General features: G+C 73.9%; 31 protein-coding genes. 18 read left to right on the top strand and 13 right to left on the bottom strand.

All coding sequences use genetic code 11. From position 1 onward, the window contains the following. Positions 1 to 21: 21 nt before the first annotated feature. The 4 genes from ACZ6Z8_RS03240 to ACZ6Z8_RS03255 all read left to right on the top strand — a co-directional run bounded on the left by ACZ6Z8_RS03240 (position 22) and on the right by ACZ6Z8_RS03255 (position 1,854). Entirely contained in the window at positions 22 to 456 is a 435-nt protein-coding gene (locus tag ACZ6Z8_RS03240) for an Hsp20/alpha crystallin family protein (RefSeq protein WP_465605804.1), read from the top strand. Positions 457 to 612: 156 nt separating this feature from the next. Next, positions 613 to 960 carry an STAS domain-containing protein gene (locus ACZ6Z8_RS03245; protein ID WP_465605806.1) on the top strand — a complete coding sequence of 116 codons (348 nt, stop codon included), beginning with the start codon at positions 613 to 615 and terminating at the stop codon, positions 958 to 960. Then, positions 957 to 1,361: a DUF2267 domain-containing protein gene (locus tag ACZ6Z8_RS03250; protein ID WP_465605808.1), complete on the top strand. Its 405-nt coding sequence runs from the start codon at positions 957 to 959 to the stop codon at positions 1,359 to 1,361. The genes ACZ6Z8_RS03245 and ACZ6Z8_RS03250 overlap by 4 nt, the downstream gene beginning before the upstream one ends. Positions 1,362 to 1,452: 91 nt before the next feature. After that, positions 1,453 to 1,854, top strand: coding sequence for a DUF2267 domain-containing protein (locus ACZ6Z8_RS03255; RefSeq protein WP_465605810.1), 402 nt, complete (start codon positions 1,453 to 1,455; stop codon positions 1,852 to 1,854). A gap of 34 nt (positions 1,855 to 1,888) precedes the next feature. Here ACZ6Z8_RS03255 and ACZ6Z8_RS03260 read toward each other — a convergent pair whose 3' ends face one another. Further along, positions 1,889 to 2,848: an alpha/beta hydrolase gene (locus tag ACZ6Z8_RS03260; protein WP_465605812.1), complete on the bottom strand. Its 960-nt coding sequence runs from the start codon at positions 2,846 to 2,848 to the stop codon at positions 1,889 to 1,891. Between the two features lie 155 nt (positions 2,849 to 3,003). Between ACZ6Z8_RS03260 and ACZ6Z8_RS03265 the strand changes: the two genes are divergently transcribed. Then, a complete protein-coding gene (locus ACZ6Z8_RS03265) occupies positions 3,004 to 3,657 on the top strand; it encodes a TetR/AcrR family transcriptional regulator (protein WP_465605813.1) in 654 nt (217 codons plus the stop codon). An 87-nt stretch (positions 3,658 to 3,744) separates the two neighbouring features. Here the strand turns inward: ACZ6Z8_RS03265 and ACZ6Z8_RS03270 are convergent, their stop codons facing one another. Continuing rightward, the gene (locus ACZ6Z8_RS03270; RefSeq protein ID WP_465606327.1) at positions 3,745 to 4,206 is read right to left on the bottom strand and encodes a carboxymuconolactone decarboxylase family protein; all 462 of its coding nucleotides are present in this window, start codon (positions 4,204 to 4,206) and stop codon (positions 3,745 to 3,747) included. Between the two features lie 433 nt (positions 4,207 to 4,639). Here ACZ6Z8_RS03270 and ACZ6Z8_RS03275 point away from each other — a divergent pair, with 433 nt between their 5' ends. Next, positions 4,640 to 5,530, top strand: a complete 891-nt coding sequence (locus ACZ6Z8_RS03275) for a universal stress protein (protein ID WP_465605815.1) — start codon at positions 4,640 to 4,642, stop codon at positions 5,528 to 5,530. 170 nt (positions 5,531 to 5,700) lie between these two features. Then, the gene (locus tag ACZ6Z8_RS03280; RefSeq protein WP_465605817.1) at positions 5,701 to 6,252 is read left to right on the top strand and encodes a hemerythrin domain-containing protein; all 552 of its coding nucleotides are present in this window, start codon (positions 5,701 to 5,703) and stop codon (positions 6,250 to 6,252) included. Between the two features lie 126 nt (positions 6,253 to 6,378). Here the strand turns inward: ACZ6Z8_RS03280 and ACZ6Z8_RS03285 are convergent, their stop codons facing one another. Next, positions 6,379 to 7,035, bottom strand: a complete 657-nt coding sequence (locus ACZ6Z8_RS03285) for a hypothetical protein (RefSeq protein ID WP_465605819.1) — start codon at positions 7,033 to 7,035, stop codon at positions 6,379 to 6,381. A gap of 382 nt (positions 7,036 to 7,417) precedes the next feature. Between ACZ6Z8_RS03285 and ACZ6Z8_RS03290 the strand changes: the two genes are divergently transcribed. Continuing rightward, positions 7,418 to 7,912, top strand: a complete 495-nt coding sequence (locus ACZ6Z8_RS03290) for a hypothetical protein (protein WP_465605820.1) — start codon at positions 7,418 to 7,420, stop codon at positions 7,910 to 7,912. 24 nt (positions 7,913 to 7,936) lie between these two features. Here ACZ6Z8_RS03290 and ACZ6Z8_RS03295 read toward each other — a convergent pair whose 3' ends face one another. Continuing rightward, positions 7,937 to 8,230 (bottom strand): WhiB family transcriptional regulator, encoded by a 294-nt coding sequence (locus ACZ6Z8_RS03295; RefSeq protein ID WP_465605822.1) that lies wholly within the window; start codon positions 8,228 to 8,230, stop codon positions 7,937 to 7,939. Between the two features lie 205 nt (positions 8,231 to 8,435). Here ACZ6Z8_RS03295 and ACZ6Z8_RS03300 point away from each other — a divergent pair, with 205 nt between their 5' ends. Continuing rightward, on the top strand, positions 8,436 to 8,837 hold the full coding sequence (locus tag ACZ6Z8_RS03300) for a hypothetical protein (protein WP_465605824.1): 402 nt from the start codon (positions 8,436 to 8,438) through the stop codon (positions 8,835 to 8,837). Between the two features lie 348 nt (positions 8,838 to 9,185). Here ACZ6Z8_RS03300 and ACZ6Z8_RS03305 read toward each other — a convergent pair whose 3' ends face one another. From ACZ6Z8_RS03305 to ACZ6Z8_RS03325, 5 genes are all read right to left on the bottom strand, one after another. Continuing rightward, on the bottom strand, positions 9,186 to 9,971 hold the full coding sequence (locus ACZ6Z8_RS03305; RefSeq protein WP_465605826.1) for a HalD/BesD family halogenase: 786 nt from the start codon (positions 9,969 to 9,971) through the stop codon (positions 9,186 to 9,188). A 119-nt stretch (positions 9,972 to 10,090) separates the two neighbouring features. Beyond that, positions 10,091 to 11,410, bottom strand: a complete 1,320-nt coding sequence (locus ACZ6Z8_RS03310; RefSeq protein WP_465605828.1) for a cryptochrome/photolyase family protein — start codon at positions 11,408 to 11,410, stop codon at positions 10,091 to 10,093. Then, on the bottom strand, positions 11,407 to 12,954 hold the full coding sequence (locus ACZ6Z8_RS03315) for an SDR family oxidoreductase (RefSeq protein WP_465605830.1): 1,548 nt from the start codon (positions 12,952 to 12,954) through the stop codon (positions 11,407 to 11,409). Before ACZ6Z8_RS03315 ends, ACZ6Z8_RS03310 begins: the two co-directional genes overlap by 4 nt. Before the next feature lie 52 nt (positions 12,955 to 13,006). Further along, entirely contained in the window at positions 13,007 to 13,948 is a 942-nt protein-coding gene (locus ACZ6Z8_RS03320) for a MerR family transcriptional regulator (protein ID WP_465605832.1), read from the bottom strand. Between the two features lie 248 nt (positions 13,949 to 14,196). Next, the gene (locus tag ACZ6Z8_RS03325; protein ID WP_465605834.1) at positions 14,197 to 14,685 is read right to left on the bottom strand and encodes a hypothetical protein; all 489 of its coding nucleotides are present in this window, start codon (positions 14,683 to 14,685) and stop codon (positions 14,197 to 14,199) included. Between the two features lie 350 nt (positions 14,686 to 15,035). On the opposite strand from ACZ6Z8_RS03325, the gene ACZ6Z8_RS03330 reads away from it, so the two are divergent. Continuing rightward, positions 15,036 to 15,509, top strand: a complete 474-nt coding sequence (locus ACZ6Z8_RS03330; RefSeq protein WP_465605836.1) for a hypothetical protein — start codon at positions 15,036 to 15,038, stop codon at positions 15,507 to 15,509. A 121-nt stretch (positions 15,510 to 15,630) separates the two neighbouring features. Here ACZ6Z8_RS03330 and ACZ6Z8_RS03335 read toward each other — a convergent pair whose 3' ends face one another. Then, positions 15,631 to 15,834 carry a hypothetical protein gene (locus tag ACZ6Z8_RS03335; RefSeq protein ID WP_465605838.1) on the bottom strand — a complete coding sequence of 68 codons (204 nt, stop codon included), beginning with the start codon at positions 15,832 to 15,834 and terminating at the stop codon, positions 15,631 to 15,633. Here ACZ6Z8_RS03335 and ACZ6Z8_RS03340 point away from each other — a divergent pair. Further along, positions 15,833 to 17,320, top strand: coding sequence for an MFS transporter (locus ACZ6Z8_RS03340; protein ID WP_465605840.1), 1,488 nt, complete (start codon positions 15,833 to 15,835; stop codon positions 17,318 to 17,320). The genes ACZ6Z8_RS03335 and ACZ6Z8_RS03340 overlap by 2 nt on opposite strands. Before the next feature lie 3 nt (positions 17,321 to 17,323). Then, on the top strand, positions 17,324 to 17,806 hold the full coding sequence (locus ACZ6Z8_RS03345; protein WP_465605842.1) for a flavin reductase family protein: 483 nt from the start codon (positions 17,324 to 17,326) through the stop codon (positions 17,804 to 17,806). 54 nt (positions 17,807 to 17,860) lie between these two features. Here the strand turns inward: ACZ6Z8_RS03345 and ACZ6Z8_RS03350 are convergent, their stop codons facing one another. Next, positions 17,861 to 18,337 (bottom strand): Dps family protein, encoded by a 477-nt coding sequence (locus ACZ6Z8_RS03350; RefSeq protein WP_465605844.1) that lies wholly within the window; start codon positions 18,335 to 18,337, stop codon positions 17,861 to 17,863. Between the two features lie 368 nt (positions 18,338 to 18,705). Here ACZ6Z8_RS03350 and ACZ6Z8_RS03355 point away from each other — a divergent pair, with 368 nt between their 5' ends. The 3 genes from ACZ6Z8_RS03355 (at position 18,706) to ACZ6Z8_RS03365 (ending at position 20,309) form a co-directional block, all read left to right on the top strand. Beyond that, on the top strand, positions 18,706 to 18,963 hold the full coding sequence (locus ACZ6Z8_RS03355) for a DUF6479 family protein (protein ID WP_465605846.1): 258 nt from the start codon (positions 18,706 to 18,708) through the stop codon (positions 18,961 to 18,963). A gap of 104 nt (positions 18,964 to 19,067) precedes the next feature. Further along, positions 19,068 to 20,036 (top strand): LLM class F420-dependent oxidoreductase, encoded by a 969-nt coding sequence (locus ACZ6Z8_RS03360; protein WP_465605848.1) that lies wholly within the window; start codon positions 19,068 to 19,070, stop codon positions 20,034 to 20,036. A 102-nt stretch (positions 20,037 to 20,138) separates the two neighbouring features. Then, positions 20,139 to 20,309 (top strand): hydrophobic protein, encoded by a 171-nt coding sequence (locus tag ACZ6Z8_RS03365; RefSeq protein WP_465605850.1) that lies wholly within the window; start codon positions 20,139 to 20,141, stop codon positions 20,307 to 20,309. A 149-nt stretch (positions 20,310 to 20,458) separates the two neighbouring features. Here ACZ6Z8_RS03365 and ACZ6Z8_RS03370 read toward each other — a convergent pair whose 3' ends face one another. Beyond that, positions 20,459 to 21,208, bottom strand: a complete 750-nt coding sequence (locus ACZ6Z8_RS03370; RefSeq protein ID WP_465605851.1) for a hypothetical protein — start codon at positions 21,206 to 21,208, stop codon at positions 20,459 to 20,461. Between ACZ6Z8_RS03370 and ACZ6Z8_RS03375 the strand changes: the two genes are divergently transcribed. Further along, complete coding sequence (locus ACZ6Z8_RS03375) at positions 21,207 to 21,434, top strand: hypothetical protein (protein ID WP_465605852.1); 228 nt, start codon at positions 21,207 to 21,209, stop codon at positions 21,432 to 21,434. The genes ACZ6Z8_RS03370 and ACZ6Z8_RS03375 overlap by 2 nt on opposite strands. Before the next feature lie 106 nt (positions 21,435 to 21,540). On the opposite strand, the gene ACZ6Z8_RS03380 is transcribed toward ACZ6Z8_RS03375, so the two are convergent. Further along, positions 21,541 to 21,966, bottom strand: coding sequence for a hypothetical protein (locus ACZ6Z8_RS03380; protein WP_465605854.1), 426 nt, complete (start codon positions 21,964 to 21,966; stop codon positions 21,541 to 21,543). 447 nt (positions 21,967 to 22,413) lie between these two features. Between ACZ6Z8_RS03380 and ACZ6Z8_RS03385 the strand changes: the two genes are divergently transcribed. Both ACZ6Z8_RS03385 and ACZ6Z8_RS03390 read left to right on the top strand, forming a co-directional pair. Continuing rightward, positions 22,414 to 23,241 (top strand): FAD binding domain-containing protein, encoded by an 828-nt coding sequence (locus ACZ6Z8_RS03385; RefSeq protein ID WP_465605855.1) that lies wholly within the window; start codon positions 22,414 to 22,416, stop codon positions 23,239 to 23,241. Next, positions 23,238 to 26,018, top strand: coding sequence for a molybdopterin-dependent oxidoreductase (locus ACZ6Z8_RS03390; RefSeq protein ID WP_465605857.1), 2,781 nt, complete (start codon positions 23,238 to 23,240; stop codon positions 26,016 to 26,018). Before ACZ6Z8_RS03385 ends, ACZ6Z8_RS03390 begins: the two co-directional genes overlap by 4 nt.

Raw genomic sequence — 26,018 nt, forward strand, 5'->3', positions numbered from 1 at the left:
GATCAGTGGAGGTGTTTCGCGATGCTGATGCGCACCGATCCGTTCCGCGAGCTGGACCGGCTGACCCAGCAGTTCCTCAACTCGACCGGCACCTGGTCGCGGCCGACCCCGATGCCGCTGGACGCGTACCGCACCGATGACGAGTACGTGATCTCCTTCGACCTGCCGGGCGTGGACCCGGAGGCGATCGACATCGACGTCGAACGGAACATGCTGACCGTCAAGGCCGAGCGCCGTCCGCGCCACGACGGCGAGGGCGTGAAGTGGGAGCTGTCCGAGCGCCCGCTCGGGGTCTTCTCCCGCCAGGTCATGCTCTCCGACACCCTCGACCCGGAGGGGATCAGCGCCGACTACGACGCGGGCGTGCTGACCCTGAAGATCCCGGTCGCCGAGAAGGCCAAGCCCCGCAAGATCGCCATCAGCCACAGCGGCGGCCGCAAGCAGATCCAGGCCTGACCCTTTCCGTCCGGGCCTGGGCCGTCCCGTCCAGGCCCGGCCCCTTCCCCAGGCCGTCCCGTGCCGCCCGAATCCCCCGGCGGAGCGGCACGGGACAATCCGGCCCCCGTACCACCCCTGCCCGCGACGGCGGGCGGACGGACAGCGAGCAGTCCCATGACCACCCAGGTGACCCCGTTCGTGGTGCAGGCGTACGGCGAGATCGACCTCGACACCGCCCCGCGCCTGCACCACGAACTGTCCCGCGCACTGGCTGAGCACCGGGAAGTGGTGCTCGACCTCTCGGAGGTCACGTTCATGGACTGCTCGGGCCTGGGCGTCCTCGTCCGGGCCCGCAACCAGGCCGACCGCACCGGACGAAGCCTCGTCCTGCGCGGCATCGGCCGCCCCGTGGCCCGGATCCTCAAGCTCACCGGCCTCGGCTGCCGCCTGGCCCCCGTGGCCCGGCCGCCGACGGACCGGACCCCGTTCGTCCCTGACCCCGAAGGAGGGAGAGCACGGTGACGATGCGTTGGGAAGCGTTCCTGGAACAGGTCCGGGAACGCGGCGAGTACAGCACGCCCGAGGAGGCCGAGCGCTGCGCGCGCGTGGTCCTGGCCCTGCTCGGCGCCCACCTGGTCGGCGACGTGCGCGCCCGTCTCGCGGCCAGCCTGCCCGAAACCCTCGCCCTGGTCCTGCTCAACCCCCTGCAGGCCGCCGAACCGCTCAGTCCCGAACGGTTCGTCCGCGCCACCGCCGCGTGGATAGAGGGCGCCACCGAAGCCACCGCCCTGTGGGACATCGGCGCCGTCCTGTCCACGGTCGCCGACGCGGCCGACGACCGGCTCATGGAGCAGGTCCTGCTCCAGCTGCCGCCCGGCTACGACGCCCTGTTCGGCCGCCCGGCCGTCGTCCGAGGCCCCTGACCCGCCGATCCCCCGATGACCCCGCCGCCCCCTGTTCGCCGTTCGGGCCGCCGCGCAGTCGCGGCGGCCCGCGCCCCGGAAGGCCACCGCCATGACCCGGCACCGCCGCCTGATCCAGCAGGTCCGCACCCACGGCCGCTACCCCGGTGACGAGGAGGCCGAACGCGTCCTCGACGCCGTCCTCGCCCTGCTCGGCTCGCAGCTCACCGGCGAGGAACGCTGCGACCTCGCCGCCGTGCTTCCCGAGCGCGCCCGCGCCGTCTTCTCCTCGCAGATCCCGCTCCCCGCGCCGGTCGGCGCGCCCGCGTTCGTCGAAGCCCTCGCCGACGTCCTGGGCACCAGCCTCACCGCGGCCCGCTGGGACGCCTCCTCCGTCCTGGCCGCCCTCGCCGACCTGGCCGGCGACCGTCTCACCGACCGTGTGCTGGCCCAACTGCCGCACGGCTGGGCGCTGCTCTTCGGCCGCGCCGACCTGACACCCGTCCCGGCCTGAGCCGTCCGTTCGCCCGGGACAGGTCGTCGGTCCGTCACCCCGCCAGGGCCGCGCTGAGGAAACGGAGGATTTCCGCCTGGGCGGCTTCGGCCTGGGGTTCCAGGCCGGGCAGGGTGAGGAACGCGTGCCTCGCGCCCCGGTACTCGGAGAGCGTCACGGGCGTCCCGGCCGCGCGCAGCCGCTCGGCGTAGCGGCGGCCGTGGTCGGCGAGCGCGTCCCGGGTGGGCACCACCACGAGTGCCGGGGCCAGTCCGCTCAGGTCGTCCGCGTACAGCGGCGAGAGCGCGCGGGCATCGCGTCCCTCCGGCACGGCGAGCCGTCGCAGGAACCGCAGGTGGGGCAGCGCCGGGGTCGGGCTGTACGCGTGCTCGGCCATCGAGGGGTGGTCCTCCATCGTCCCGGTCACGTCGGTGGCCGGGTTGACCAGCACCTGCGCCCTGAGTTCCAGGCCCGCTTCCCTGGCCCGGATGGCCGCCAGGGCGCCGATCAGCGCCCCGCAGCTCTCGCCGAACACAGCCGTGCGCGCCGGGTCCGCGCCCCACTGGGCGGCGTGCCGCAGCACGTACCGGAGCACCTCCCAGCCGTCGTCGACGGCGTTCGCGAGCGGGCTGCCGGGGGCGAGGAGGCGGTGCTCGACCGAGACGACGAGCGCGGGCAGACGGGCGGCGAGGCGGCTGTTGGTCCAGTCGCACTGCGCCGCCGTGCCCACGAAGCCGCCGCCGTGGACGTGGACCACGAGGGGTAGGTCGGACCGCGTGCCGGCCGCGCCGTCCCCCGTCGGCGCCGGCCGGTACACCCGGACCGGGAGTTCGCGGCCGGGCAGCGCCAGCTGCTGCCAGCCGATCGCGGCGCGGGGGTCCGGTTCCCCCAGGACCGCCCGGGCCGCGCCGGACGCGCGCCAGCGGTTCTCGGCCTCCCGGTAGGTGCGCAGTTCCTCGGGCGTGATCACCTCGAAGTCCGGCTCCGGCGGGCGGATGTGGGTGGTCCGACTCATCGTTCCTGCTCCCCCTCCCGGCCGGTCGCCGGGGTGTCATCGCGTCAGAGGCAGTGCGTTGCCCTCATTATGCACGCGGTGCGTGCAACGCCAAGTGCTGCGCCGACGCGACGGCCGGTGCATCGGCTAGGCTGAGCCGGACGAAAGGGGCGGAGATGACGGGCCGCAGGCGATGGTCGACCGGGGAGATCCTGGACACGGCGGTGGCGCTGCTGCGCACGGACGACCCCGAGTCGTTCAGCGTGCGCAAGCTCGCCGCCGCGCTCGGGACCGACTCCTCCAGCCTCTACCGGCACTTCCGCAACAAGACCGAGCTGCTGCGCGAGGTCGCCGACCGCGTCCTGGTGGGCGCCATGGACGGCTACCGGCCCGAGGGCGACTGGAAGTCGCGCATCACCGCCCTGGCCGTGCGCCTGCGCGAGGCCTTCGGCGAGCAGCCCCAACTCGCCGGGATCTGGGGGCGCTACGGGTCCGGCGGCACCGGATCCCGGTTGGTGATGGAGGAGTTGCTGCAGGCCCTGCGCGCGTCCGGGCTGCCGGACCACGAAATCCCGGCGCGCTACCACCGCATCGTGATCCTGCTCGCGGCGCTGATCTCCTCCGAGGCCGGCCTCAGCACCGTCGCCCCCGAGGAGTACGAACAGGGGATGGAGCAGTTCCGCGTCGCCGTCCTGGGCGCCGACCCCCAACGCTTCCCCGCCCTCGCCCACTTCGCCCGCGACGTCCGCCCGCTCGGCGCGGAGCGGCGCGCCGCGTTCGAGGAGATCCTCGCCGCCCACCTCGCCCACATCGAGGCCCTGATCCCCTGACGGCAGTGGCCCGCCGAGCGCGTCCAACGGGACCGGCCCGCCGGGCGAGGGACGCTCGGCGGGCCGGGGTGGCACCACGGGTTGTCGTCAGGCCCAGGGCTCGCTGAAGGAACGGCCGGGGACGGGCTTGGCGATCAGCGCGATCGCCACGAAGAAGTTGACCTGCCCGATGGCCATCATCAGGGTGGCGAGCGCCTTCTCGTCGTAGTGCTCGGCGGCCAGCGCGTACAGCTCGTCCGAGACGCGCTCGCCGTACGGGTTGGGCTGGAGCACGGCCTCGACCAGGGCGAGGGCCGCACGCTCGGGAGCGGTCAGGTACGGGGAGTCCTGCCAGCTGGCCACCGAGGTGATCCGCTCCTCCGACTCCCCCGCCTTGCGCAGGAATCCGGTGTGCAGGACGGTCAGGTAGGTGCTGCCGACGATCTGTCCGGCCCGCAGCTGGACCAGGCTGATGGTGGTCCGCGGGATCGACCGGTTACCGACGACCTTGAACAACGCGGCCGAGACCTCGGCGAGTTCGGGGATCAGCTGCGCCGGGTCCTGGGCCATCCGGGGGCGCAGCGGGATCTCGGCGGTGACGGGCTGGGTGGTGGTCGGGCGGGTGGTGATCGGCTGGGTGGTCAACGTCGTGTTCCTCTCGGGCTGTTCGGTGCTTGTACTGACCCGACGGATCGCGAGGCGGGAGTGTGACAGCTCCGCGAAGAATCCTCTTCGGCCCGTGCGACTCGCCCGGCCCGCCCGTCCGCTCGCACACCCGACCCCCCTCACCCACATCCGCGCCCGCGTCGTCGCCGCCCTCACCGGCGAACCGCCGGCCGACGGCTTCCTGCCGCCGCGGTCGTCGTGGCGCGCGGCGCGTCGAGGGCCCCGGCGCCCGAGAGGTGGCGAGCGCGGCCACCGCCGATACTGGGGACGCAACCCGAGGCGGCCCCCGGCGGCCGGCTACGGCCCTCGCCGCGCCGCGGAACCTGAGGAGCGCGCCGTGACCGATCACCCCCCGACCGGACCGTCCGCGCCCGGAACCTCCACCGGGCCCGTCGTCGTCGGTTTCGACGGCTCGCCCGAGAGCCTCACCGCCACCGAGTGGGCCGCCCGCGAGGCACAGCGCCGCGACCGCCCGCTCGAAGTCCTGGAGGCCTGGCCCTGGCCGAAGCGGGACGTGGTCGGCAGCGACCAGACCTACCACCGCGCCCTCGCCCACCTCGCCGACCGCGAGTCCGCGCTGTCCGCCCTGGTGCCCGACGTGCCGGTCTCCACCGCCCCGGTGTCCGCCGACCCGGTGGAGGCCCTGGAGGAGGCCTCGCACCGCGCCGCCGTACTGGTGCTCGGCTCCCGCGGACTGGGCACCCTGCGCGGCTTCCTGGTCGGCTCGGTCAGCCAGGAGGTGCTGCGCCGCTCCGCCTGCCCGGTGGTGCTGGTCCGCGCCGACGAGGACGAGCCGGACGGCGCCGTGACGGCCGGTATCGACCTGGTCCACCCCGCCGACCACGTGCTGGCCTTCGCCTTCCAGGCCGCCGCGCTCCGCGCCGCGCCGCTGCGGGTCATCCACGTCTGGTCCCCGCCGGCCGGCAGCGAGTACATGTCCTACGGCGCCATCGGCGGGCTGGAGGGCGAGCTCTCGTCCGTGGAGTGGGCGGGCCTCGCCGAGGCGCTGGAGCCCCTGCGGGCCCGGTACCCGGGGGTGGAGGTGACCGCCGACCTGGTCCGCGGCAAGCCCGCCGTCGAACTCGTCGACGCGGCCGCGTCGGCCCGGCTCCTCGTACTCGGCCGCCGCCTGCGCCACCTGCCGTTCCGCCACCACCACCTCGGCCCGGTCGCCCACGCCGCGATCCACCACGTCCACTGCCCGGTCGCCGTCGTCCCCTACGGCTGAGCACGCCACGCCCGCCGGCAGGCCGCTCGGGACCGGCGGCCCCTGCGCGGGTGGTTCGGCCACGTCGCGCGCATGCCTCGCCGGATCGCGGGGATACGAGAGGCCCAGGGCGGCCCGTCCCCGGACGGGCCCCCTTCGAGCTCACCATCGCGACGAGAAGGAGCAGAGAAATGGGACACGGCGGCAACGTGATCGACGAGCTGATGACGGACCACCGCGAGGTGGAGGAGATGTTCGCCCGGGTCCAGGCGCTGCCGGCGGGCGACGAGCGGCGCCGCGAGGTGGCGAACGAGTTCACCATCGAGCTGGTGCGCCACTCGGTGGCCGAGGAGCAGTACCTGTACCCGGCGGTGCGTGAACACGTGCCCGGCGGCGAGGAGCTCGCCGACAAGGAGGTCGCCGACCACGCGACCGTCGAGAAGCTCCTCAAGGACCTCGAAGACGTGGACTGCGGCGACGCCCGGTTCGGCATCCTGGTCGACCGGATCATCGACGAGGTCTCGGCGCACATCCGTGACGAGGAGCAGAACCTCTTCCCGGCCCTGGCCGAGGTCTGCTCGCCCGAGCAGCTGGACGAGCTCGGTGACCGGATCCGGCGCGCGAAGAAGCTCGCGCCCACCCGCCCTCACCCGAACGCGCCCGACAACAAGCTGCTCCAGGCCGGTACCGGCCTGGTGGACCGCGCCCGCGACCTCGTCACGGGGCGTGGCAAGTCCTCGTAACGCCGGAGGCCGCCGTGGGCCGTCCCGCCGTCCTTCGCGGCGGGGCGGCCCACGGCGGCCTTCCGAAGCCTCGGCGTCCGGAGATCGGCCGAGCGCCGGGCCTGGCGCTCGGCCCGGGCCCGGCCGTCAGCCTCGGCCGGCCGCCGTCCAGTAGCCCCCGTCGGCCGGCCGGTGACTGCGCAGATCGCCGCGGACCTGGTCGGCCAGCCGCCGGGTGTCGCGCCGGTTGACCGTCGCGCCGATGCCCGCGCCGAGGAACAGCGGGGTCGTCGACGGGAGCCGGCGCATCCAGCTGCGGGTGAGCCGGCGGCGCACCTGCCGGCGCACCTCCGACCCGAGGGCGAGTGCCGCGAAGCCCGCCGGGCGGATCAGCAGATTCGCGTCGATCCCCCGGCGGTTGGCCCAGGCGGCCAGGTAGGCCGCGGTCCGCTGGGTACCGCTGCCCCGTACCGGGACGCCGTAGACCTCGTGCAGCTCGGCGATCAGCTTGATCTCCACGGCCGCCACGGCGAGCGTCTCGGCCGCGATCTCCACCGGGATCGCGGGTGGCACGGGCAGCATCGCCACCGCCCCGACGCCCGCGCCGAGCGCGCCGGAGGCCCGGGTGGCGCCGGCGACCAGCAGGTCGGCCAGGCGCTCCGGGTCCTCGGCGCCGGGATGCTGGGCGCGCAGGGTGGCGAGGTCGCGGATCGGGATCCTCGGGGCGGCGCGCAACAGCTGCTCGGTGAGGGCCTTGCCTCCGAGGACCGCGCCCCGGCCGCCGCTGCCCAGCAGCCTGGTCACCTTCGCCGTCAGTGCCCGGGCGCGACCCCGCTCGACCTGCTGCTCCGCGGCCGGCCAGGCCCCGACCGGCCGCTCGGCCCGCTCGACCAGCTCGGCGACGCTGTCGGCCAGGCCCGGCTCCGGCTTCGCGGGTACGGCTGCGGCGGATGCGGGTGCGGGTGCAGCGGATGCGGGTGCGGGTGTGCTGGGGCTCGTACTCGGAGCTCCGGGCTCCGGAGGCCGCGGTCGCTCGGAGCGGCGGCCCGCTCTGCGAAAGACTCCCATGCGTGTTCGGATACCCGGCTGTCCGGAGGGCACGCCTGGGGTGGTCCACCGGGTGGGCGGCCGGCACTTCGGCTAGCGTCGCCCGTGGGGGCCGGACGGTGCTCAGGAGGTCGACGGCATGGCAACAGCGACGATCGCGCGGCTGGCGGAGGACTGGCGGCGGGCGGCGGATCAGCACCTGACGCCGACCAAGCGGTCCCTGGTGGTGATGTGGGCGGCGTTCGGCACCACCTTCGGCACGGTCCGCCTCATCACCCACGGGATCAGGGGCGGCTGGCTGCCCTGGGGCAACGTCTCGGCCGGCGGGAAGCACCTGCACCACTACAACATCGGCATCGCGGCGCTGGCCGGGGTCGGCCTGGTGGCCGTCCGCGGCGACGAGCCGGCCGTCGGCCATCCGGCGGTGGCCGCCGTCTACGGCGCGGGCGCGGCCCTGATCACCGACGAGTTCGCACTGCTGCTGGACCTGCAGGACGTCTACTGGGCCAAGCAGGGCCGGGTGAGCGTCGACGTCTCGTTCGGCGTGCTCGCCGCGCTCGGGGGCTACCTGTCCGCCGCGCCGTTCTGGCACGAGATCGTCCGGAGCACCCACCGGCGCCTCAGGGCCGGGTAACGAGCCCGTGCCGCCCTGGGCGGGTCAGGCCACGTGCCGGTGGCGGACGGGCTTGAGCATCAGTTCCCGCTCCTCCTCGCTCAACCCGCCCCACACCCCGTAGGGTTCGCGTGTTTCGAGCGCGTGCCGCCGGCACTCCGTACGGACCGGGCACCTGGCGCAGACCGCCTTCGCCGCTTCGTCGCGCGCCTTGTGCGCGGCGCCCCGCTCACCGGCGGGGTGGAAGAAGAGGCTGTTCTCCGCCCGGCGGCAGGCCGCTTCCAACTGCCAGTCCCAGTAGTGGTCGTAGGCTCCGGGCAAGCGCGATACGTCCGCCATCGGAATGACCTTCCTTCGATCGGCCGGAAACATGTCGCTGGTCCGTGTAGCCGGATTCCGGAGTCCCATTCACGCCGGTGCCCGTCGAGGCCGGATCCCCGGATCGGCGACGGCGGCGGTGCCCGATTTGTTAGCAACCGGCCCGTTCCGGGCAGGCGGGGTGACGCGTCAACGACACGGACGGCGATGGAGGGGGTGACCGGTGATGCCGTGGCTGTTCCTCGTCACGCTCACAGCGTACGGAGTCGTCGCGGGACTGACGGCTCGGACGGTCTTCACACGATCACGGGCCGGGTTCGTCGCCGGCAGCGGAGGAGGGCCCGCCGAGTGGGTCGAGGAGCGGTTCGAGGAGCAGGAACGGGCACAGGCCGAGGCGGTGGCCCTGGTGTCGGGGCTGTGCTGGGTCGTCGCGATCCCGGCCCTGGTGCTCAGGCGCCTCGTGGCCGGGCCGGTGCTCTGCCGGCCCGCTCCGCGTCGGAGCGTGATGCCGACGCCCACGGTGGCCGACCGGATCGAGGAGCTCGAAAGGGCGCTGGGGTTGGGGGTGCCCCCGTCGACGCCCCTGCCCGGTGATCCGCCGGAGCCGCGGGGGGCGAAGGGCCGCTGAGCCGACGGCAGACGTCATGGCGCGCGGCGACCGCGGCGTCGACTTCGTGACCCACGACGGCGGCGAGGGCGGCACCGGCGCGGCGAGATCATGAACGGCGACTACGAGGCCCGCACCCTCGTCGGCGACTACGGCTACAAGGACGGCTGGGGCGAACTCGGCCCCCAGCTCGCCAAAGGAGATCACCGCCCTCCTCACCACCGACCCGGGCGCCTGACCCACCAGTGGTCCTCGGCCTCTCGGGACCGACGGCTGTGGTGGCGCCGCCCGCTGGGCGGGGCCACCACCAAGGCCGGCTCTCGGGTCCGTGTCAGGAGCCTCGGGTCCGGGTCAGGGGCGCGGCGCCGGTCAGTGGTGGCGGCCGTAGTGGATCTGCCGGGTGTAGGGGTTGAGGGTCTGCCCGGGCCGGGAGTTGTAGGTGAGGACGGCGCTGACGCGGGCGGTGTCGCCCACGACGGGGGTCACCCGGTGCATGGAGATGCTGCCGGCGTGGATGGCGACCGTTCCGGCGACCGTGGGGACCTCGGTGACCGGAATGTCGGGGTCGCCGGTGGTGATGCGGCGCAGCAGGTCGGGGCTGTGCCGGAGCTGGGTACGTGAGCGGATGGCGTACTGGAGGGTGCCGCCGTCAACGGGAGCCTGGGCGTGGAGGAGGACGGTGTATTCGGAGACGTCGAAGTGCCAGTCCTGGAGGTCGCCTTCGTGCTGGATCTGGACGGCGACGGCGCCGGCGGGGTCGGCGGAGCGGTGGACGGGCAGGCCTACGACGGCCGCGACGAAGGCCCGCAGGGGCTCCCAGGCGTAGAGGGTGTGCAGGGGTGAGTCGGGCCTGATCCGGTCGTAGGGCAGGGTGGTCTTGGTGTAGGTGGTGCCGGTGTGCCCGTGGACGTCGGTCTCGGTGTTCAGGAAGACGTCGCTGGTTCCGTCGAACCGGACGCCGGTGTGCTCGTCGTCCAGTGACTGCCGGGCCACCGTGCGGGCGGCGTCGGGGCGCAGAAAGCCGGGCAGGGCGACGAAGCTGGTGTCGTCGAAGGCTTTGCGTGCCCGGTCGAGCAGGTCGCGTCCGCGCTCTCCGGCGAGGTCGTGCAGCGGGTAGCGTTCCAGGTCTGCCAGCGCCGCGATCCCGGTGTCCATCCGGCTTCTCCCCTCGGTCGCCTGCGTCTGTCCCTAGGCTGAACACCGGCAGGTGCGTCGAAACGGGCGTTTTCGGCCGTGGCACGGCCGTTCTGCGGCCCGGCCTGGCACGGGCGTCCTCAGTCCAGGCCGCGGGCCCGGCGCAGGCGGGCGGAGAGGGTGTCGGGGTCGATGAGCGGCTCCGGGTAGTCGGGGGCGAGTGCCCAGGGGCGGTGGACGGCGCGCCCGGGCAGGTGGGCGAGTTCCGGCACCCAGCGGCGTACGTAGTTCCCGTCGGGGTCGTAGCGCTCGGCCTGGCGCAGCGGGTTGAGGACCCGGTTGGGGCGGGTGTCGGTGCCGGTGCCGGCGACCCACTGCCAGTTGAGCTGGTTGTTCGCGATGTCGCCGTCGACCAGCAGGGTGAGGAAGTGGGCGGCGCCGATCCGCCAGTCCAGGTAGAGGGACTTGGCGAGGAAGCTCGCCGTCAGCAGCCGGGCGCGGTTGTGCATCCAGCCCTGGTGGGCGAGTTGGCGCATCCCGGCGTCCACGATCGGGTAGCCGGTGCGGCCCTGGCGCCAGGCCTCGGCCTCGCGTTCGTCGTGGTGCCAGCGGTCGTGCCTGGGGCGGTAGTCGCGGTGGGCGGCGTCGGGGCGGGCGGCGAGGACCTGGTGGTGGAAGTCGCGCCAGGCCAGCTGGCGGACGAAGGCCTGCGCGCCGTCGCCGCCGTGCCGCAGGGCGCGGGCGGTCAGTTCGGTGGGTGACAGGCAGCCGAAGTGCAGGTACGGGGAGAGCCGGGAGGTGGAGTCGCCCGCGAGGTCGTCGTGCCCCTCGGCGTAGCCGTCCAGGTCCCAGCGCCGCCAGCGCTCCCGGGCCGCGCTCTCCCCGCCGCGGGGCAGGGCCGGCGAGAGCGGGCCCGTGACCACGAGGTTCTCGCTGCCGATGCCCTCCGGCGTGCGGATCGCCCTCGGCGCGCCGAGCACCGTGCGGTGGGGCACCTGCTGCCAGGCCCGGTGGTACGGGGTGAAGACCGCGTAGTGGTCCCGGCCCGCCGGGGCGACCCGACCGGCCGGGACCACCGTCACCGAGGCGTCGTGGACGTGCAGGCGCTCCCCGAACAGGTCGCGCAGCGCCGCCTCGCGCCGGCGGGCGAAGGCGCTGACCCCGGCGGCGACGTGCACGGTGGCGGCGCCGCTCTCGGCGGCGACCCGGGCCGTCTGTTCGGCGGTCGCGCCGCGGCGCACGATCAGGCGCGAGCCGGTGCCGCGCAGCCCGGCGTCCAGGTCGACGAGGCAGTCGGCCAGGAAGGCCGTCCGGTTCGGGGCCGTGAACCCGGCCGCCTCCACGGCCGGGTCGACGACGAACAGCGGCACCACCTGGTCGGCGGCGTCGCGGGCGGCGTGCAGCACGGGGTTGTCGTGCAGGCGCAGGTCCTGGGTGAACAGGGCGATCGAGACGGTCATGGATGGGCCCTCGGAGCGGATGCGGTGGGGGTGGTCGGGGTGCTGCGGGGCACGGCGGCCGCTCGGGCGCGTTCCGTGATGTTGCGCGCCATCGCGCCGAACACCAGGGAGTGGAACGGCGCCACCGACCACCAGTAGGCGTGGCCGGCCAGTCCGTGCGGGTGGAACAGTGCGCGCTGGCGGTAGCACGTCCCGCCGGTTCCGTCGGGGGCGACCCGCAGTTCCAGCCAGGCCAGGCCCGGCAGGCGCATCTCGGCCCGTAGCCGCAGCAGCCGTCCGGGCTCGATCTCCTCCACCCGCCAGAAGTCCAGGGCGTCGCCGACCCGGAGGTGGTCCCGGTCGCGTCGGCCGCGGCGCAGCCCGACGCCGCCGGCCAGCCGGTCGAGGGTGCCGCGCAGCGCCCAGGCGAACGGCAGGGAGTACCAGCCGTTCTCACCGCCGACGCCCTCGACGACCCGCCACACGGCGGCCGGGTCCGCCGCCACCCGCCGTTCCCGTAGGTCCTGGTAGAGGCTGCCGCCCGCCCAGTCCGGGTCGGTGGGCAGCGGGTCGCTGGGGGCGCCGGGGAGCGAGGCGGAGGACCAGCGGGTGGTGACCCGGGCTTCGCGGATGCGGCGCAGGGCGAGTTCGACGGCGCGGTCGAAGCCGGTCAGTCCCTGCGGCGGGTCGGGGATCCAGTGGGCGATGTCGTGCTCGCCGCAGACCACCTCGTGCCGCAGCGACTCCACCAGCGGGCGGGCGAGCGGACCGGGCACCGGGGTGACCAGGGCGACCCAGTAGCTGGACAGCGCCGGGGTCAGGACGGGCACCGGCACGATCAGCCGCCGGGGCAGGTCGGCCACCTTCGCGTAGCGCTGCATCATCAGCCGGTAGGTCAGCACGTCCGGTCCGCCGATGTCGAAGGCCCGGTCGACCTCCGGCGGCAGCGAGGCGGCGGCGACCAGGTAGCGGAGCACGTCGCGGACGGCGATCGGCTGGATCCGGGTGTTGACCCAGCGCGGGGTGACCATGGCGGGCAGGCGTTCGGTCAGGTAGCGGAGCATCTCGAAGGAGGCGGAGCCGGAGCCGATGATGACGGCGGCCCGCAGTTCGGCGGTCGGTACGCCGGTGGAGCGCAGGACCCGGCCGACCTCGGCGCGCGAGCGCAGGTGCGGCGAGAGCTCGGCCGCGGGCACTCCGGTGGGCAGCAGCCCGCTGAGGTAGACGATCCGGCGGACCCCGGCCCGGGCCGCCGCGCGGGCGAAGGCCTGGGCGGCGCGGCGGTCGGTGTCCTCGAAGTCCGGCCCGGTGCCGAGGGAGTGCACCAGGTAGTAGGCGACGTCGACGCCGTCGAAGGCGCCGTCCAGGGTCGCGGGCCGGGTGACGTCGCCGGTGGCGGCCGTCACCCGGCCGCGCCACGGCTGGTCGCGCAGCCGTCGCTGGTCCCGGACCAGGCAGCGCACCCGGTGCCCGGCGGAGAGCAGTTCGGGGACCAGCCGTCCGCCGATGTAGCCGGTGGCGCCGGTGACCAGGCAGAGTTCTCCGGTCCGGGTTCGCTCGTCCACGGTGTTCCGCTCCTTCCGGGGGTCGGGTGCCGAGGGCCTGCCCTGCGGCGGATCAGCGCAGCAGCCCCTCCAGCTGGTGGAGCGCGGTGGTGAGGTCCCGGGGGCGCAGGGTGCCGGGAGGGCGGCGGGGGCCGGCCCAGCCCGGTCCGGCGACCAGCACCACGGGGCGGGTGCGGGCGCCCTGCGGGCCCCAGGCGGTGCGGACGACCCGCTCGACCAGCGCCCGGTCGGCTGTCCCGGTGACCTGCGACCAGAGCAGCACCGCGGGCGGGCCCGTCCGGCGGACGGCTTCGAGCAGGGCGTCGGGCGGCAGGGCCGCGCCGAACATCCGGAACGGGAGGCCGCGCTCGGACAGGGCGGCGGCGAGCGCCTCCAGCGCCAGGGTGTGCAGTTCCGTCGGCATGCCGGCGAGCAGCACGGCCGGGCCGGCCTGCGGCCGCACCTGTTCGGCGGCCCGGCGCAGGGCGGCGGAGACGTGCCAGGACAGCAGGTGCTCCACCTCGACGTAGCGTTCGCCCTCGGTGGCCCACTTGCGCCCGACCGCCCGCAGCGCCGGGGTCATCACCTCCGTCCAGGCGGTGACCGGGCCGAGTTCGTCGACGTTGCGGCGCAGGATGAGGGCCATCTCGGGGGCGTCGAGCCGTACGGCGGCACGGCCCAGGCCCCGGCACTCGGGCCGTACGGTGCCCACGCGCAGGGTGTTGCCGCCGGAGGCCGTTCCGGTCCGGGCCGTCGAGAGGGTGGATCCGGCGCCCGCCAGGGCGACGCGCGCGGCTTCGGCGGGGGTGACTCCCCGCGCCATGAGCCGACACATCTCCTCCAGGACGGCCACGTCGGCCGGCTCCCACCGCCGGTGCCGCCCGGGGTCGCGGTGGGCGGGGCCGATGCCGTAGCGGCGCTCCCAGGACCGGATGGTGGTGGGCGAGACGCCGAGCCGCCGACCGAGGGCTCCGGTGGTCAGTCCGGCCGGGGCGGGAACGGGCGGGGCGGTCACGCCGGTGAGCCTACGACGGGCTGCCGGGGCCCGGTCGGCCGACGCGCGCGCGGCGGGAAGCGGTCCGCCGGGGGCGACGGGCCTGGGGGCCGGCCGGTGGACCGGCGACCGCTCGGTGATTGCCTGCACGGTTCGACTCTCACGCAGCGGCGGGCGGTGTCGCGAGCCGCATCGTTTGCGCATCGTTTTGGCGTTCCGCGCCTTCGCCGCGCCGGGCGAGGGGAGGACCGGCGCCGGCGAGGGGCGGGTCAGCGCCGGGCGCGGCGGAGGGTGAGCAGGACGGCGGCGGTGGCCGCGCCGTAGGCGAGGTGCGGGACGATGTCGGCGGCCCAGTCGGCGGGCTCCCACTCCTTGGGGTCGCTGATGCCGAGCGCGGCCATCGGCGCGTCGGAGGCGGCCAGTGCCGCCGCCGCGGCGCCGAGGGCGACGATGCAGGCGCCGGCCCTGCTGGTGGGGGCCTTGACCGCGGCGGTCAGGACGCCGATGCCCAGGCCCACGGCCAGTCCGGTGCCCAGTCCGAGCAGCGGGCCCAGCCCGGCGATCCGGTTGCCGCGTTCCTCGTCGCCGCCGGGGACGGACACTCCCGTCCGGTCGGCCAGGGTCTCGACGGCGTCCTGCGGGGCCTCGCTGGCGGGCCTGCCGCGGACGGCCATGTCGAGGTAGGTGACGGCGTTGAGCGCGGTGGTGCCGACCGCCCCGGCGGCGAGGCCCTCCAGCGCGCGGGTGCGCACGGTCATGATGGCTCCTTCCCGCCCGGCCGTCCGGTGCGGGCTGTTCCTGCGCGACGGTCGGTCGGCCGCCGCCCGGGCGTCTTACCGGATCGGGACCGTCCATGCGCCGGTTCCCGTACGGGTGGCTCCCGCAGAACGGGCGGCTTCGCGTCCGGGAGGGGCTCCTGGTTTCGCTCAGCTGACTGCCAGGGGCCGGGTTGTTCGTCCCGGTCGCTGCGGGCGGGCGGCGCGCCGCACCACGCTGGAGCAACACCGCGTCCCCGTTGCCGTGTCCCAGAGCGCTGTTCTCCACCGGAAGGGACCGCATGACCTCGCACCCGAATCCGCCCGCCCCGGCAGCCGGCCCGTGTTCCCTGATGTGCACGCGAGTTGAGCGGCTCGCCGCCGAGGTCGAAGTGCAACTCCTCGACGGCGTATGGGAGTTCACTCCGCAGGACGCGGTGCTTGCCGGACGCGCCGCCAAGGGCATCGCGGATTCGGTCGGCGCCGCGCCCGCACAGGAGCGGCTGCCGGTCCTCGACCGCCTGGAGCACCTCCGCGAGGTCCTGGCCGTCCTCGCCATCGGCATCGCCCGCACCCACGGGCAGTTGGCGTGGTTCCTCGCGCGGGCGAGCACCGTCCTCGCGCCCGTCCTGCACTGGCGGTCCCTGCCCGCGGACCCGCGGCGGTCCTTCGGCACGACCGTGCCGACCCCCGGCGAACTGGCCGACGCCGAAGAGGCCTCACGTCAGCTGCGCATCCTCCTGGTCCGTCTCGGGGCGGTCGCCGTCGGCCCGCCGGCGGACGGGCCCCGCCGGGCGCCGGGCACGGAGGCGGACACCGCCGCCTGATCCGCCGGGACGGACGGTTCCAGGGCCTGATCAGGAGCTCTTCAGCCGCCCTGCTGCCCGTCGGCGGCCGCACCGGGCCTTCCGGCGGTACGGCGGGCGATCGCCCCCACCCCGTTCGGCGTCACCGTGCGTCGTCGAGTTCCTGCTCGTCCTCCTCCACCGGGTCACGAACGGTGCCCCACGGCACCGCCGTCTCGACGCCCGCGCCTACCCGCCCTCGGCCCGCTCCGACCACCCGCTCCATCGGCCCGCCGACGGGCTTGGGCTCCGCAGAACCGGGCAGACGCGGACCGATCACCGACCCGAGGACGAGGAGGACCCCCATGGCCGACCTGGCGAAGCCGTCCGGACAGACACGGGAACCGGAACGCGACGTGATCACCACCGACGTCCCCGCCCGCCTCGACCGGCTGCCCTGGTCACGCTGGCACTGGCGGATCGTCATCGGACTGGGCACCGTCTGGATCCTGGACGGCCTGGAGGTGACCATCGTCGGCAACATGGCCGGACGCCTCGCCCAGCACGGCAGCGGCATCAGCATCAGCACCGCCCAGGTGACCACCATCGCCGCGGCCGTCTACGTGGCCGGCGCGTGCAGCGGTGCGCTGTTCTTCGGCTGGCTGACCGACCGGCTCGGCCGCAAGAAGCTCTTCATGCTCACCCTCGCCGTCTACCTCGCGGCGACGGCCGTCACCGCCGTCTCCTGGACGGCGTGGTTCTTCTTCCTCTGCCGTTTCTTCACCGGCTTCGGCATCGGCGGCGAGTACGCGGCGATCAATTCGGCCATCGACGAGCTGATCCCGGCCCGGGTGCGCGGCCGGATCGACCTGGTCATCAACGGCAGCTTCTGGGTCGGCGCCGCCCTCGGCGCGTTCGCCTCGATCGCGCTGCTCAACACCTCGCTCTTCGCCACCGCCGTGGGCTGGCGGCTCGCCTTCGGGATCGGTGTCGTCCTCGGCCTGGTCATCCTGCTCGTGCGGCGGCACGTCCCGGAGAGCCCGCGCTGGCTGTTCACCCACGGCCGGGCCGACGAGGCCGAGCAGATCGTGGCGGAGGCGGAGCGGACGGTGGAACGGGAGACCGGCGAACCCCTGCCGCCCGTCGAGGAGAAGCCGATCCGGATCCGCGAGCGCCAACCGCTGGGGTTCGTCACCATCGCCCGTACCGTCGTCTCCCGCTACCCGCGCCGCACCGCGCTGGGCTTCGCGCTGTTCATCGGCCAGGCCTTCCTCTACAACGCGGTGACCTTCGGCTACGCCACCATCCTGACCACGTACTTCGCCGTCCCCGAGGGCGACACCGGCTACTACTTCGCGGTGATCGCGGTCGGCAACTTCCTCGGCCCGCTGCTGCTCGGCCACCTCTTCGACTCGATCGGCCGCAAGCCGATGATCGCCGGCACCTACATCGGCTCCGGCATCCTGCTCTTCGCCACCGCCGCCCTCTTCCAGCGCGGCTCACTCTCCGCCACCACCATGACCGGCTGCTGGACGGCCGTCCTCTTCCTCGCCTCGGCCGGGGCCAGCGCGGCCTACCTCACGGTCAGCGAGATCTTCCCGCTGGAGACCAGGGCGCTGTGCATCGCCTTCTTCTACGCCGTCGGCACCGCCGTCGGCGGCATCAGCGGCCCGCTGCTCTTCAACGGCCTGGTGAGCAGCGGCAAGGTCTCGGACACCACCCTCGCCTTCTGCATCGGCGCCGCGCTGATGACGGCCGCCGGCCTGGTCGAGGCCGCCATCGGGGTCAAGGCCGAGCGGCGCAGCCTGGAGTCGCTGGCCGCGCCGCTGAGCGCCGTACGGACGGAGGCCTGAACGATGACGGTGACCGGCTTCGACGCGTTCACGGGCCTGCTGGACTATCCGGTGTACGTCGTGACCGCGGCCGCGCCGGAGCCGGCCGGCTGCCTGGTGGGCTTCGCCGGGCAGTGTTCGATCGATCCGGCGCGGTTCACGGTGTGGTTGTCGAAGGCGAACCACACCCACGCCGTCGCGCTGCGCGCGCCAGCGCTCGGGGTGCACCTGCTGCCGCCCGACCACCGGCTGGCCGAGCTGTTCGGCGGCCGGACCGGTGACGAGTGCGACAAGTTCGCCGGGACGGCCTGGCACCGCGGGCCGGAGGGCGTCCCGGTCCTGGACGCGGCACCGGCCTGGTTCGTCGGCGGCGTGCTGGACCGGGTCGACTGGGGCGACCACACCGGCTTCCTGCTGGAGCCGCTCCACGTCCGTGTCCGGGGGTCGGCGACGCCCGTACTGTCGTTCCGCGACGTGGCGGACATCGACGCCGGGCACCCGGCCTGAGCCGGCTGCCACGGCGTCGATGTCCTCGACGGGCCGGCACCCGGCCCGTGGGCGTCAGCCCCGGCTCTCCGCCTGGAACATCCAACTGTGCTTCTCCAGCGCGGCCGTGAGTCCGATCAGGAGGTCCTGGGTGACCGGGTCCGCCGATTCGGTCTCGTCGATGCGGGTCCGCATCCGCTCGATCACTGCCCCGAACGCCTTCACCAGGTGGTCGACCACCGCCGTGTCGGCCGTCCAGCCCTCGGGGAACTCGGGCAGGCCGCTGGAGGAGGCCACCGTGGCGGCGCGGCCGTCCGGGCTGACCCCGATCGCGGCGGCGCGTTCGGCCACGTCGTCGGCGAAGTTGCGCGCGGTGGTGACCACTTCGTCGAGTTGCAGGTGAATGGAGCGGAACCGGGGTCCGTAGACGTTCCAGTGCGCCTGCTTGGCCACCAGGGAGAGGTCCAGCAGGTCGACCAGGGCTCCCTGCAGGGCCTCGCCGGTCGTCTTGCGGTCGTTGTCCGGCAGAGGGCTGCTGATGACGATACCCATCGCTGAGTTCCTTCCGGGTCGAGGAGCCGTCGTCCGGCATCCGTGGGGTGATGGCAGCCGCCGCCCGGCGGTCCGGCCTCGCCGGGAGGCCGTGCCCGCACGCAGGCGGACGGCCCCCGAGGCGTCCGGGGCGGACACGAACGACCGGCCGGGCGGCGTACGTTCCGGCGGCTTCCCCCGCTCCGTCGCGGAAAACCCCCGGCCCGTCGGCGGGCCCGGGTGGCGCTCACGGTCGGTGATTGCGCCCGCACCTGCGGGGTAGACGGACGCACGCGGCGGCCCCGGCCTGGCTTGCCCCCCTCCCCGGGACCGCCGCGCCGTGGAACGGCAACCGGACGAACCCCGGAGACAGGAAAGGAACCCGAACCTTGATCACGCACTCGCTCCCCGCCACGGCGGCCGCCGGCCCCTCGGCGGCGGGCGTCCTGGTGCCCGCACTGGTCATCGCCGTACTGCTCATCGGCGCCTTCGCTTGGGGCAGCCACCGCCTGCTCCGCCGTCGGCCGCCGAAGCCCGCCGAGGGCGCGGCCGCCGAGCGCGCCGACTCCTGGCGCACCCCCGACGGCGCGGGCCCCCGCTCGCACGAGGAGCCGCCCACCGGCCCCGGCCCCGGCTCCGGCGGCTGAGGTCCGGGTAGCGCCACCGCTCCGCTCCCGGTCGGGTGTTCGTGTGATCGAACGAAGACCGGCTGAGGGGGTGGACGTCGGCCTCCGCGGGGCAGACGCGGGTCATGGTGAAGATCGGATACACGATGATGACGGAGCAGCGGGCCCCGCGGGGCCTGGTCTGCGACGTGGTGCGCGCCGAACGGGCGGGCTTCGACTTCTCGGTGGTCTCCGACCACTACTTCCCGTGGCTGGACGAGCAGGGTCACGCTCCGTACGCGTGGGCGGTGTTGGGAGCGGCCGCACAGGCCACCTCCCGCATCCCGCTGATGACGTACGTGACCTGCCCGACCTTCCGCTACCACCCCGCGGTGGTGGCGCAGAAGGCGGCGACGGTCCAACTGCTGTCCGAGGGGCGCTTCCGGCTGGGGCTCGGCAGCGGGGAGAATCTCAACGAGCACGTGGTGGGCCGAGGTTGGCCGGCGGCGTCGGTGCGACTGAAGATGTTCGCCGAGGCCGTGGAGATCATCCGCGCGCTGTTCGAGGGCGGGTACGTGACCCGGCACGGGAAGCACTTCGACGTGGTCGGCGCCCGGCTGTGGGACCTCCCGGACCGCCCGCCGCCGATCGGGATGGCGGTGTCGGGCCCGGTCTCGTGCGCCCTGGCCGGGCGGCTCGCCGACCTCGCGATCGCCGTCGAGCCCGACGCGGGGCTGGTCTCGGGCTTCGCGGAGCACGGCGGCGCCGGCAAGCCCGCGGTGGGCCAGCTGCCGGTGTGCTGGGACCGCGACCGGGACGCGGCCGTGCGTCGCGCCCACGAGCAGTTCCGCTGGTTCGGCGGCGGCTGGAAGGTCAACGCCGAACTGCCGGGCACCGCCGGGTTCGCGGCGGCCGCCCAGTTCGTGCGCCCCGAGGACGTCGCCGAGGCGATCCCCTGCGGCGACCGGGTCGAGGACTTCGTCGAGGCCGTACGGCCCTTCGTCGACGCCGGGTTCGGTGAGGTCGCCCTCGTGCAGGTGGGCGGGGACAGCCAGCCCGCCTTCCTGGACTGGTCCGAGGAGACCCTGCTGCCAGCTCTGCGCAAAGCCTTCTGACGGAACGTCACCCAAGTCGGACGCAACGCCGTAAACCGGTACATACCTTTGCGATCCCGGGGCACAAGGACGAACACATCACCGAGTCGAGGAGGTTGACCCATGGCCCCGCTTCTGCTGGTCCTTCTGCTCGCCCTGATCCTGTTCGGCGCCGGGTTCGCACTGAAGGTGCTCTGGTGGGCAGCCGTCATCGTGCTCGTCGTGTGGCTGCTCGGCTTCATCGCCCGTGGCACGACGTCGGCAGGCGGACGCGGCCGCTGGTACCGCTGGTAACCACTCGGACAACGCGCCGGCCCGGCCGGCACACGACAAGCGGTGGGGCCGCCCGGATCGGGCGGCCCCACCGCGTTGTCCGCGCGCCCGGGTCCGCCTCTGGCGACTCGCCGGCTTCTTCCCGACCGATGGCTCCCCCGCCGATCCCGTCAGAGAACGCCGCCGCCGTTGACGGTGGCGGCGTTCCTGACCACCGCCGCGATGCCTCGCCTGACCTGGTCCAGCCTGTCGGCGTTCGCCTGGATCGCCTGGTCCTCGTAGGCCGATTCCACGGTGTACCAGGTGCCGACGACGTTGGTCTGCTGCCGGCAGGCCGCGTCCGCCGTGGCGGTCGCGATCTCCTCGGGCGACGGGGTGACCGCTCCCTTCCAGCGCTTGTCGCCCATCGCGTCGGCCGGAGCCGCGTAGGAGTAGCCCCTGGCCTTCATGCAGTCCGACCACCGGCGGAAGACCTCCTGCAACGTGCCGTCCGTCATCGACCGCTGGTAGTCGTCGAAGTTGATGCCGACGGCGAGCTGGTCGTCCGTCACCGAGCCACCCTGGGCGGTGAGTTTTCCGTCGGCCTCGCCGAGGCAGCCGCCCTTGGGAACGGGCAGGCCGTGGTAGGTGGTGATGGGCTTGGAGTTGCCGGGGACGTTCCCCGCCAGCACGGTGATCTGCTCGGCCGTCATCGGCGGCGGGGTCGGTGCGGCCGGGGCCGGTCCTGGCAGCCGGTAGCCCCTCGCGGGGTCGACCACGTCGTACCGGTGCGTCGCCTGACCACCCGCCCGGGGCTGTGGTCCGGAGGTCGGCGTGAACTGCAGGCCGTAGCGCTGCATGCACTGCGCGGTCAGCTTGTCCCGGGCGGCGGCCACCTGGCCGAGCTGGTCCGCCGAGTAGAGGTACTCCTCGATCGGCATGGACCTGCCGACCGTACTGCTGATCGCGGGGATCACTCCGACGGCCGGGGGCGGCAGGGGCGACGACGAGCCGGCCCCTGCGGAAGCGGCCGGGGACTGCGCCTGCGTTCGCCCCTGCCCGGACTCGGCCGAGGTCGCGGGGGACTGCGTGCAGCCCGCGATCACCGCCGCACCCACCGCCGGGAGCAGAGCCGCCAAGCGCCAGCGCCTGATGGGCCGGACGTGAGCCATGCGCAGGATCCTTTGCGGGAACGGGCCTGACGTGGACGGGGGGTTTCGGGCGTCCGGCCGTGCGACCGGGGCGCGGCCGGACGCCCGAAACCGCTAGGGCCTCACGAGAAGCACTGCGACTGGTCGCTGTTGTAGACCGCGGTGCCGTAGAGGGTCCGCTGCGTGTAGGCCGGGATGGGCAGGTACGGCCCGTTCGACCAGCAGTTCCACCACTGGTAGATGGTGACGGTCCGCCCGGTCATGTTCCACACCGCGCCGGTGTTGTTGGCGACCTGCTGGTTGTCGCCGTCACAGTTGACGGGACTGCCGGAGCAGCCCGCGAAGGTCCACGCCGAGAAGTAGTTGTCGTTGCCACCGTCGCCGTTGTAGCCGCCGGAGAAGTTCGAGTGGTAGTAGAGGCACGCGTCGGTACCCCAGACGCACCCGCCGGGGCTCGCCGAGGCCGGCGCCGCCCCCAGTCCGACCGCTGCGAGGCCGAGCGCGGCGACCCCGACGGTGGCGGTGGCGATCTTCCTGCGAATGGACAAGGGAATCCCCTCCCCCTTCTGGAGAATTTCTCTCGCCTTTAGGAGATTTGCTGCGGCGCAGGCCGCGAAAAGGAGTCTGCGCCCGCTTTCAAGGGCCCGTCAACACTGTCTGCATGGAGCGAGAGCGTGTCATTCATCCCCTTTGCCCAGCGCACAAATCCTGTAAAAGCTAATCTTCCGGACAGCGAGCCAGCCCCCCTTACCTTTTCCTTACCGCGCTCGACCGGTGATCGAATTACGGATTTCATGAACGCCGATCTCCGACCGGAGATCGAATTCCCTCCGGCCGACACCCCCAGCTGACCGCGCAACCCGTCCACCACCGGCGCCGCCCAGCCGCGGCCGGGGCGTGCGCCGCGGCGGCCCGGGAGGCGGGGACGGGCGGCTTCCGCCTAGGGTTGGAAGACGTCCGCCGCGCGCCGGCCGTCGTGAGGGAGAGCGGTTCCCGTGGATCTCAACACCGTCACCGAGGTCGTGCGGCGCCCGCCCGATCGGCCGGGTGCGCTCTGGCGCGAGGGCGACGCCTGGCTCGCCGGGGGCACCTGGCTGTTCTCCGAGGAGCAGCCGGGCCTGCGCCGCCTGATCGATCTGACGGCGCTGCGCTGGGACGCGCTCGTACCCGGTGACGCGGGCCTTGAGATCGGCGCCACGTGCACGATCCGTGACCTGTACGCCGTCGTGCCGCCCGCGGACTGGGCCGCGGGCGGGCTCCTCGCGAGCAGCTGCGAGGCGTTCCTGTCCTCGTTCAAGGTGTGGAACGCGGCGACCGTCGGCGGCAACATCTGCCTGTCCCTGCCGGCCGGCCCGATGATCACCCTGACGGTCGCCCTGGAGGCGAGGTACGAGCTGTGGGCTCCGGACGGGTCCGCGCGGGTGGTCGACGCGCTCGACTTCGTCACCGGCGACCGCCGGAACGCGCTGGCCCCCGGGGAGATCCTGCGGCGCGTCACCGTTCCGCTGTGCGCGCTGAGGAAGCGCACCGCGCACCGCCACTTCACGCCGACCCGGCTCGGCCGTTCGACGGTGTTCCTCATCGGTACGCAGACGCCCGGCACGGACGACCTGCTGCTCACCGTCACGGCCGGCACCACGCGGCCGGTGCGGCTCGCCTTCGACACCGTGCCCGACGCCCGCACCCTGGCGCGGAGCATCAACGCCGCCGCCGGAGGCCTCTGGTTCGCGGACCCTAACGGGACGCCCGACCACCGCCGGCACCTGACGCACCACTTCGCCGAGGAGATCCGCCGCGAGCTCACGGCAGGGAACCCGGTATGAGCTGCACCGTCAACGGCAGGCGGTTCGACGCCGAGCCGGCCCCCGGCCAGTGCCTGCGCACCTTCCTGCGCTCGCTCGGCCACCACGGCGTCAAGAAGGGCTGCGACACGGGCGACTGCGGAGCGTGCACGGTGTGGCTGGACGGCGCTCCGATCCACAGCTGCATCACCCCCGCGTTCCGCGCCCAGGACCGTGCGGTGACGACGATCGAGGGGCTCGGATCACCCGGCGACCTGCATCCGCTGCAGCGGCGCTTCCGCGACGCCCCGGGGTTCCAGTGCGGTTTCTGCACCGCCGGGATGATCATGACGTCGGCGGCGTTCACCGAGGCCCAGAAGGCGGACCTGCCGCAGGCGTTGAAGGGCAACCTGTGCCGTTGCACCGGATACCGGGCGATCGAGGACGCCGTGAAGGGCGTCGTCGGCGTCGAGGCGGCCGCGCCGGGAAGGGCCGTGGGGACGAACGCCGGCGCGCCCGCCGCGGAGGAGGTGGTCACCGGCCGCGCCGAGTTCACCATGGACACCCGTCTCGACGGCATGCTGCACCTCAAGGTGCTGCGCTCGCCGCACGCGCACGCGAGGATCGTCTCGATCGACCGGAGCGCCGCACTCGCGGTCCCGGGCGTGCGGCGCGTCTACGGCTGGCAGGACGTGCCGCGCCGGCGTTTCAGCACCGCGCTCCACGGTGACCACCTCGTCGACCCGGACGACACCCTCATCCTCGACGACACGGTCCGTTTCGTCGGCCAGCGGGTCGTCGCGGTGCTGGCCGACACCCCGGGGGCGGCCGAGGAGGGCTGCCGGCGGGTCGCCGTCGAGTACGAGGTGCTGCCCGCGGTGTTCGACCCCGAGCGGGCGATGGCGGAGGGGGCCCCGCGGCTGCACGGCCCGGACGTCACCTTCGCCCACGCCCCCGAGCGCAACGTCCTGCTGGAGCTCCATGCCCGCATCGGCGACGTCGACGCGGGCTTCGCCGAGGCCGACGTCGTCCACGAGGGCACGTACTCCTCGCCGCGCGTGCAGCACGCCCACCTCGAAACCCACGGTTCGATCGCGTGGCTGGAGGACGGCCGCCTGAACGTCCGCACCAGTTCGCAGTCGCCGTCGATCGCCAGGACCAAGCTGGCCCACCTGTTCGCGCTGCGCCCGGACCGGTTGCGGGTGTTCTGCAAGCGCGTGGGCGGCGGCTTCGGCGGCAAGCAGGAGCTGATCTCGGAGGACCTGGCCGCGCTCGCGGCCCTGGACACCGGGCGGCCCGTCTGCTTCGAGTACACCCGTGAGGAGGAGTTCACCACGGCCCCGACCCGGCATCCGATGACGCTCACGGTCAGGCTCGGCGCGAAGGCGGACGGCACGCTGACGGCGCTCCAGGTCCGCAACGTGTCGAACACCGGCGCCTACGGCAACCACGGCGGCGAGACGCTGTACACGGGCGGCGCCGCCGTCATGCTCTACCGCTGCCCCAACAAGAGGTACGACGCCTACTCCGTCTACACGAACACCGTTCCGAGTGGGGCACTGCGCGGTTACGGGATGACGCAGCCGGCCTTCGCCGTGGAGTCGGCGATGGACGAACTGGCCCGCGCCCTGCACCTCGATCCGCTCGAACTGCGACGGCGCAACATCGTGCGGCCGGGCGATCCGCTGGTCGCCCTGCACGACGGCCCCGACGACGTGCAGTTCACCGAGGACGGGCTCGCCGCGTGCCTCGACCGGGTGGCGGAGGCCCTGGCCGGTACGGCCGACCGGCCCGCACCCGGCCCGGAATGGCTCGTCGGGGTCGGCGTGGCGGGCTCCCTGCACGAGACCGCGCCCACGACCGAGCACAGTTCGGAGGCCTGGGTCACCCTCGGCGACGACATCCGGTACGAACTGGCCGTGGGCACGGTCGAGTTCGGCGAGGGCACCAGCACCGCCCACGTCCAGATCGCGGCCGGGCAGCTGGGCACGACGCCGTCGCGGATCCGGCTGGTGCAGTCCGACACCGACCGCACGGGGTTCGACACCGGCGCCTTCGCGAGCACGGGCCTCTTCGTGGCAGGCAACGCGGTGCTCCGGGCGGCCGGAGCCGTGCGTGACCGGATCCTGGAGTTCGCCTCCGCCCACACCGGCGTCCACCTCGTGCTCTGCTCGATGGACGACGACGCCGTCGTGTGCGGCGACCGGCGCCTGTCGCTGGCCGAGCTGGTCGCCCTGGCCCGGGCGCGCGGGATCCGCTTCACCGCCGCCCGCAAGGCGTACGGCTCCCCCCGCAGCGTCGTCTCCAACGCCCAGGGGTTCCGCGTCGCCGTCCACCCCGTGACGGGCGAGGTCCGCATCCTCCACAGCGTCCAGGCGACGGACGCCGGCACCGTCATCAACCCCGCCCAGGTCCGGGGACAGGTGGAGGGCGGGGTCGCCCAGGGCATCGGCTTCGTGCTCACCGAGAACCACCAGGTCGACGCGAACGGCGTCATGGTCAACCCCGGCTTCCGCGACTACCGCATCCCCGCCTACGCGGACGTTCCCCGCACCGACGTGCTCCTGGTGGAGTCGGCGGACTCCCTCGGGCCGCTGCGGTCGAAGGGGATGGCGGAGAGCTGCATCAACCCGGTGGCCCCGGCGCTGGCGAACGCCGTCCACGACGCCACGGGCGTCCGCTTCCGCGCGCTGCCGCTGACGCCGGAACGGATCTACCGCCGGCTCGCCGGGATCCGACGGGGTGTCGAAGCTCTGGGCACCTTCGAGGGCCCGGCGGCCCGGCAGGCCGGCGTCACCGGCGGCGACCGCCCGGCGTGA

The organism is Kitasatospora sp. NPDC101108, from assembly GCF_055584725.1.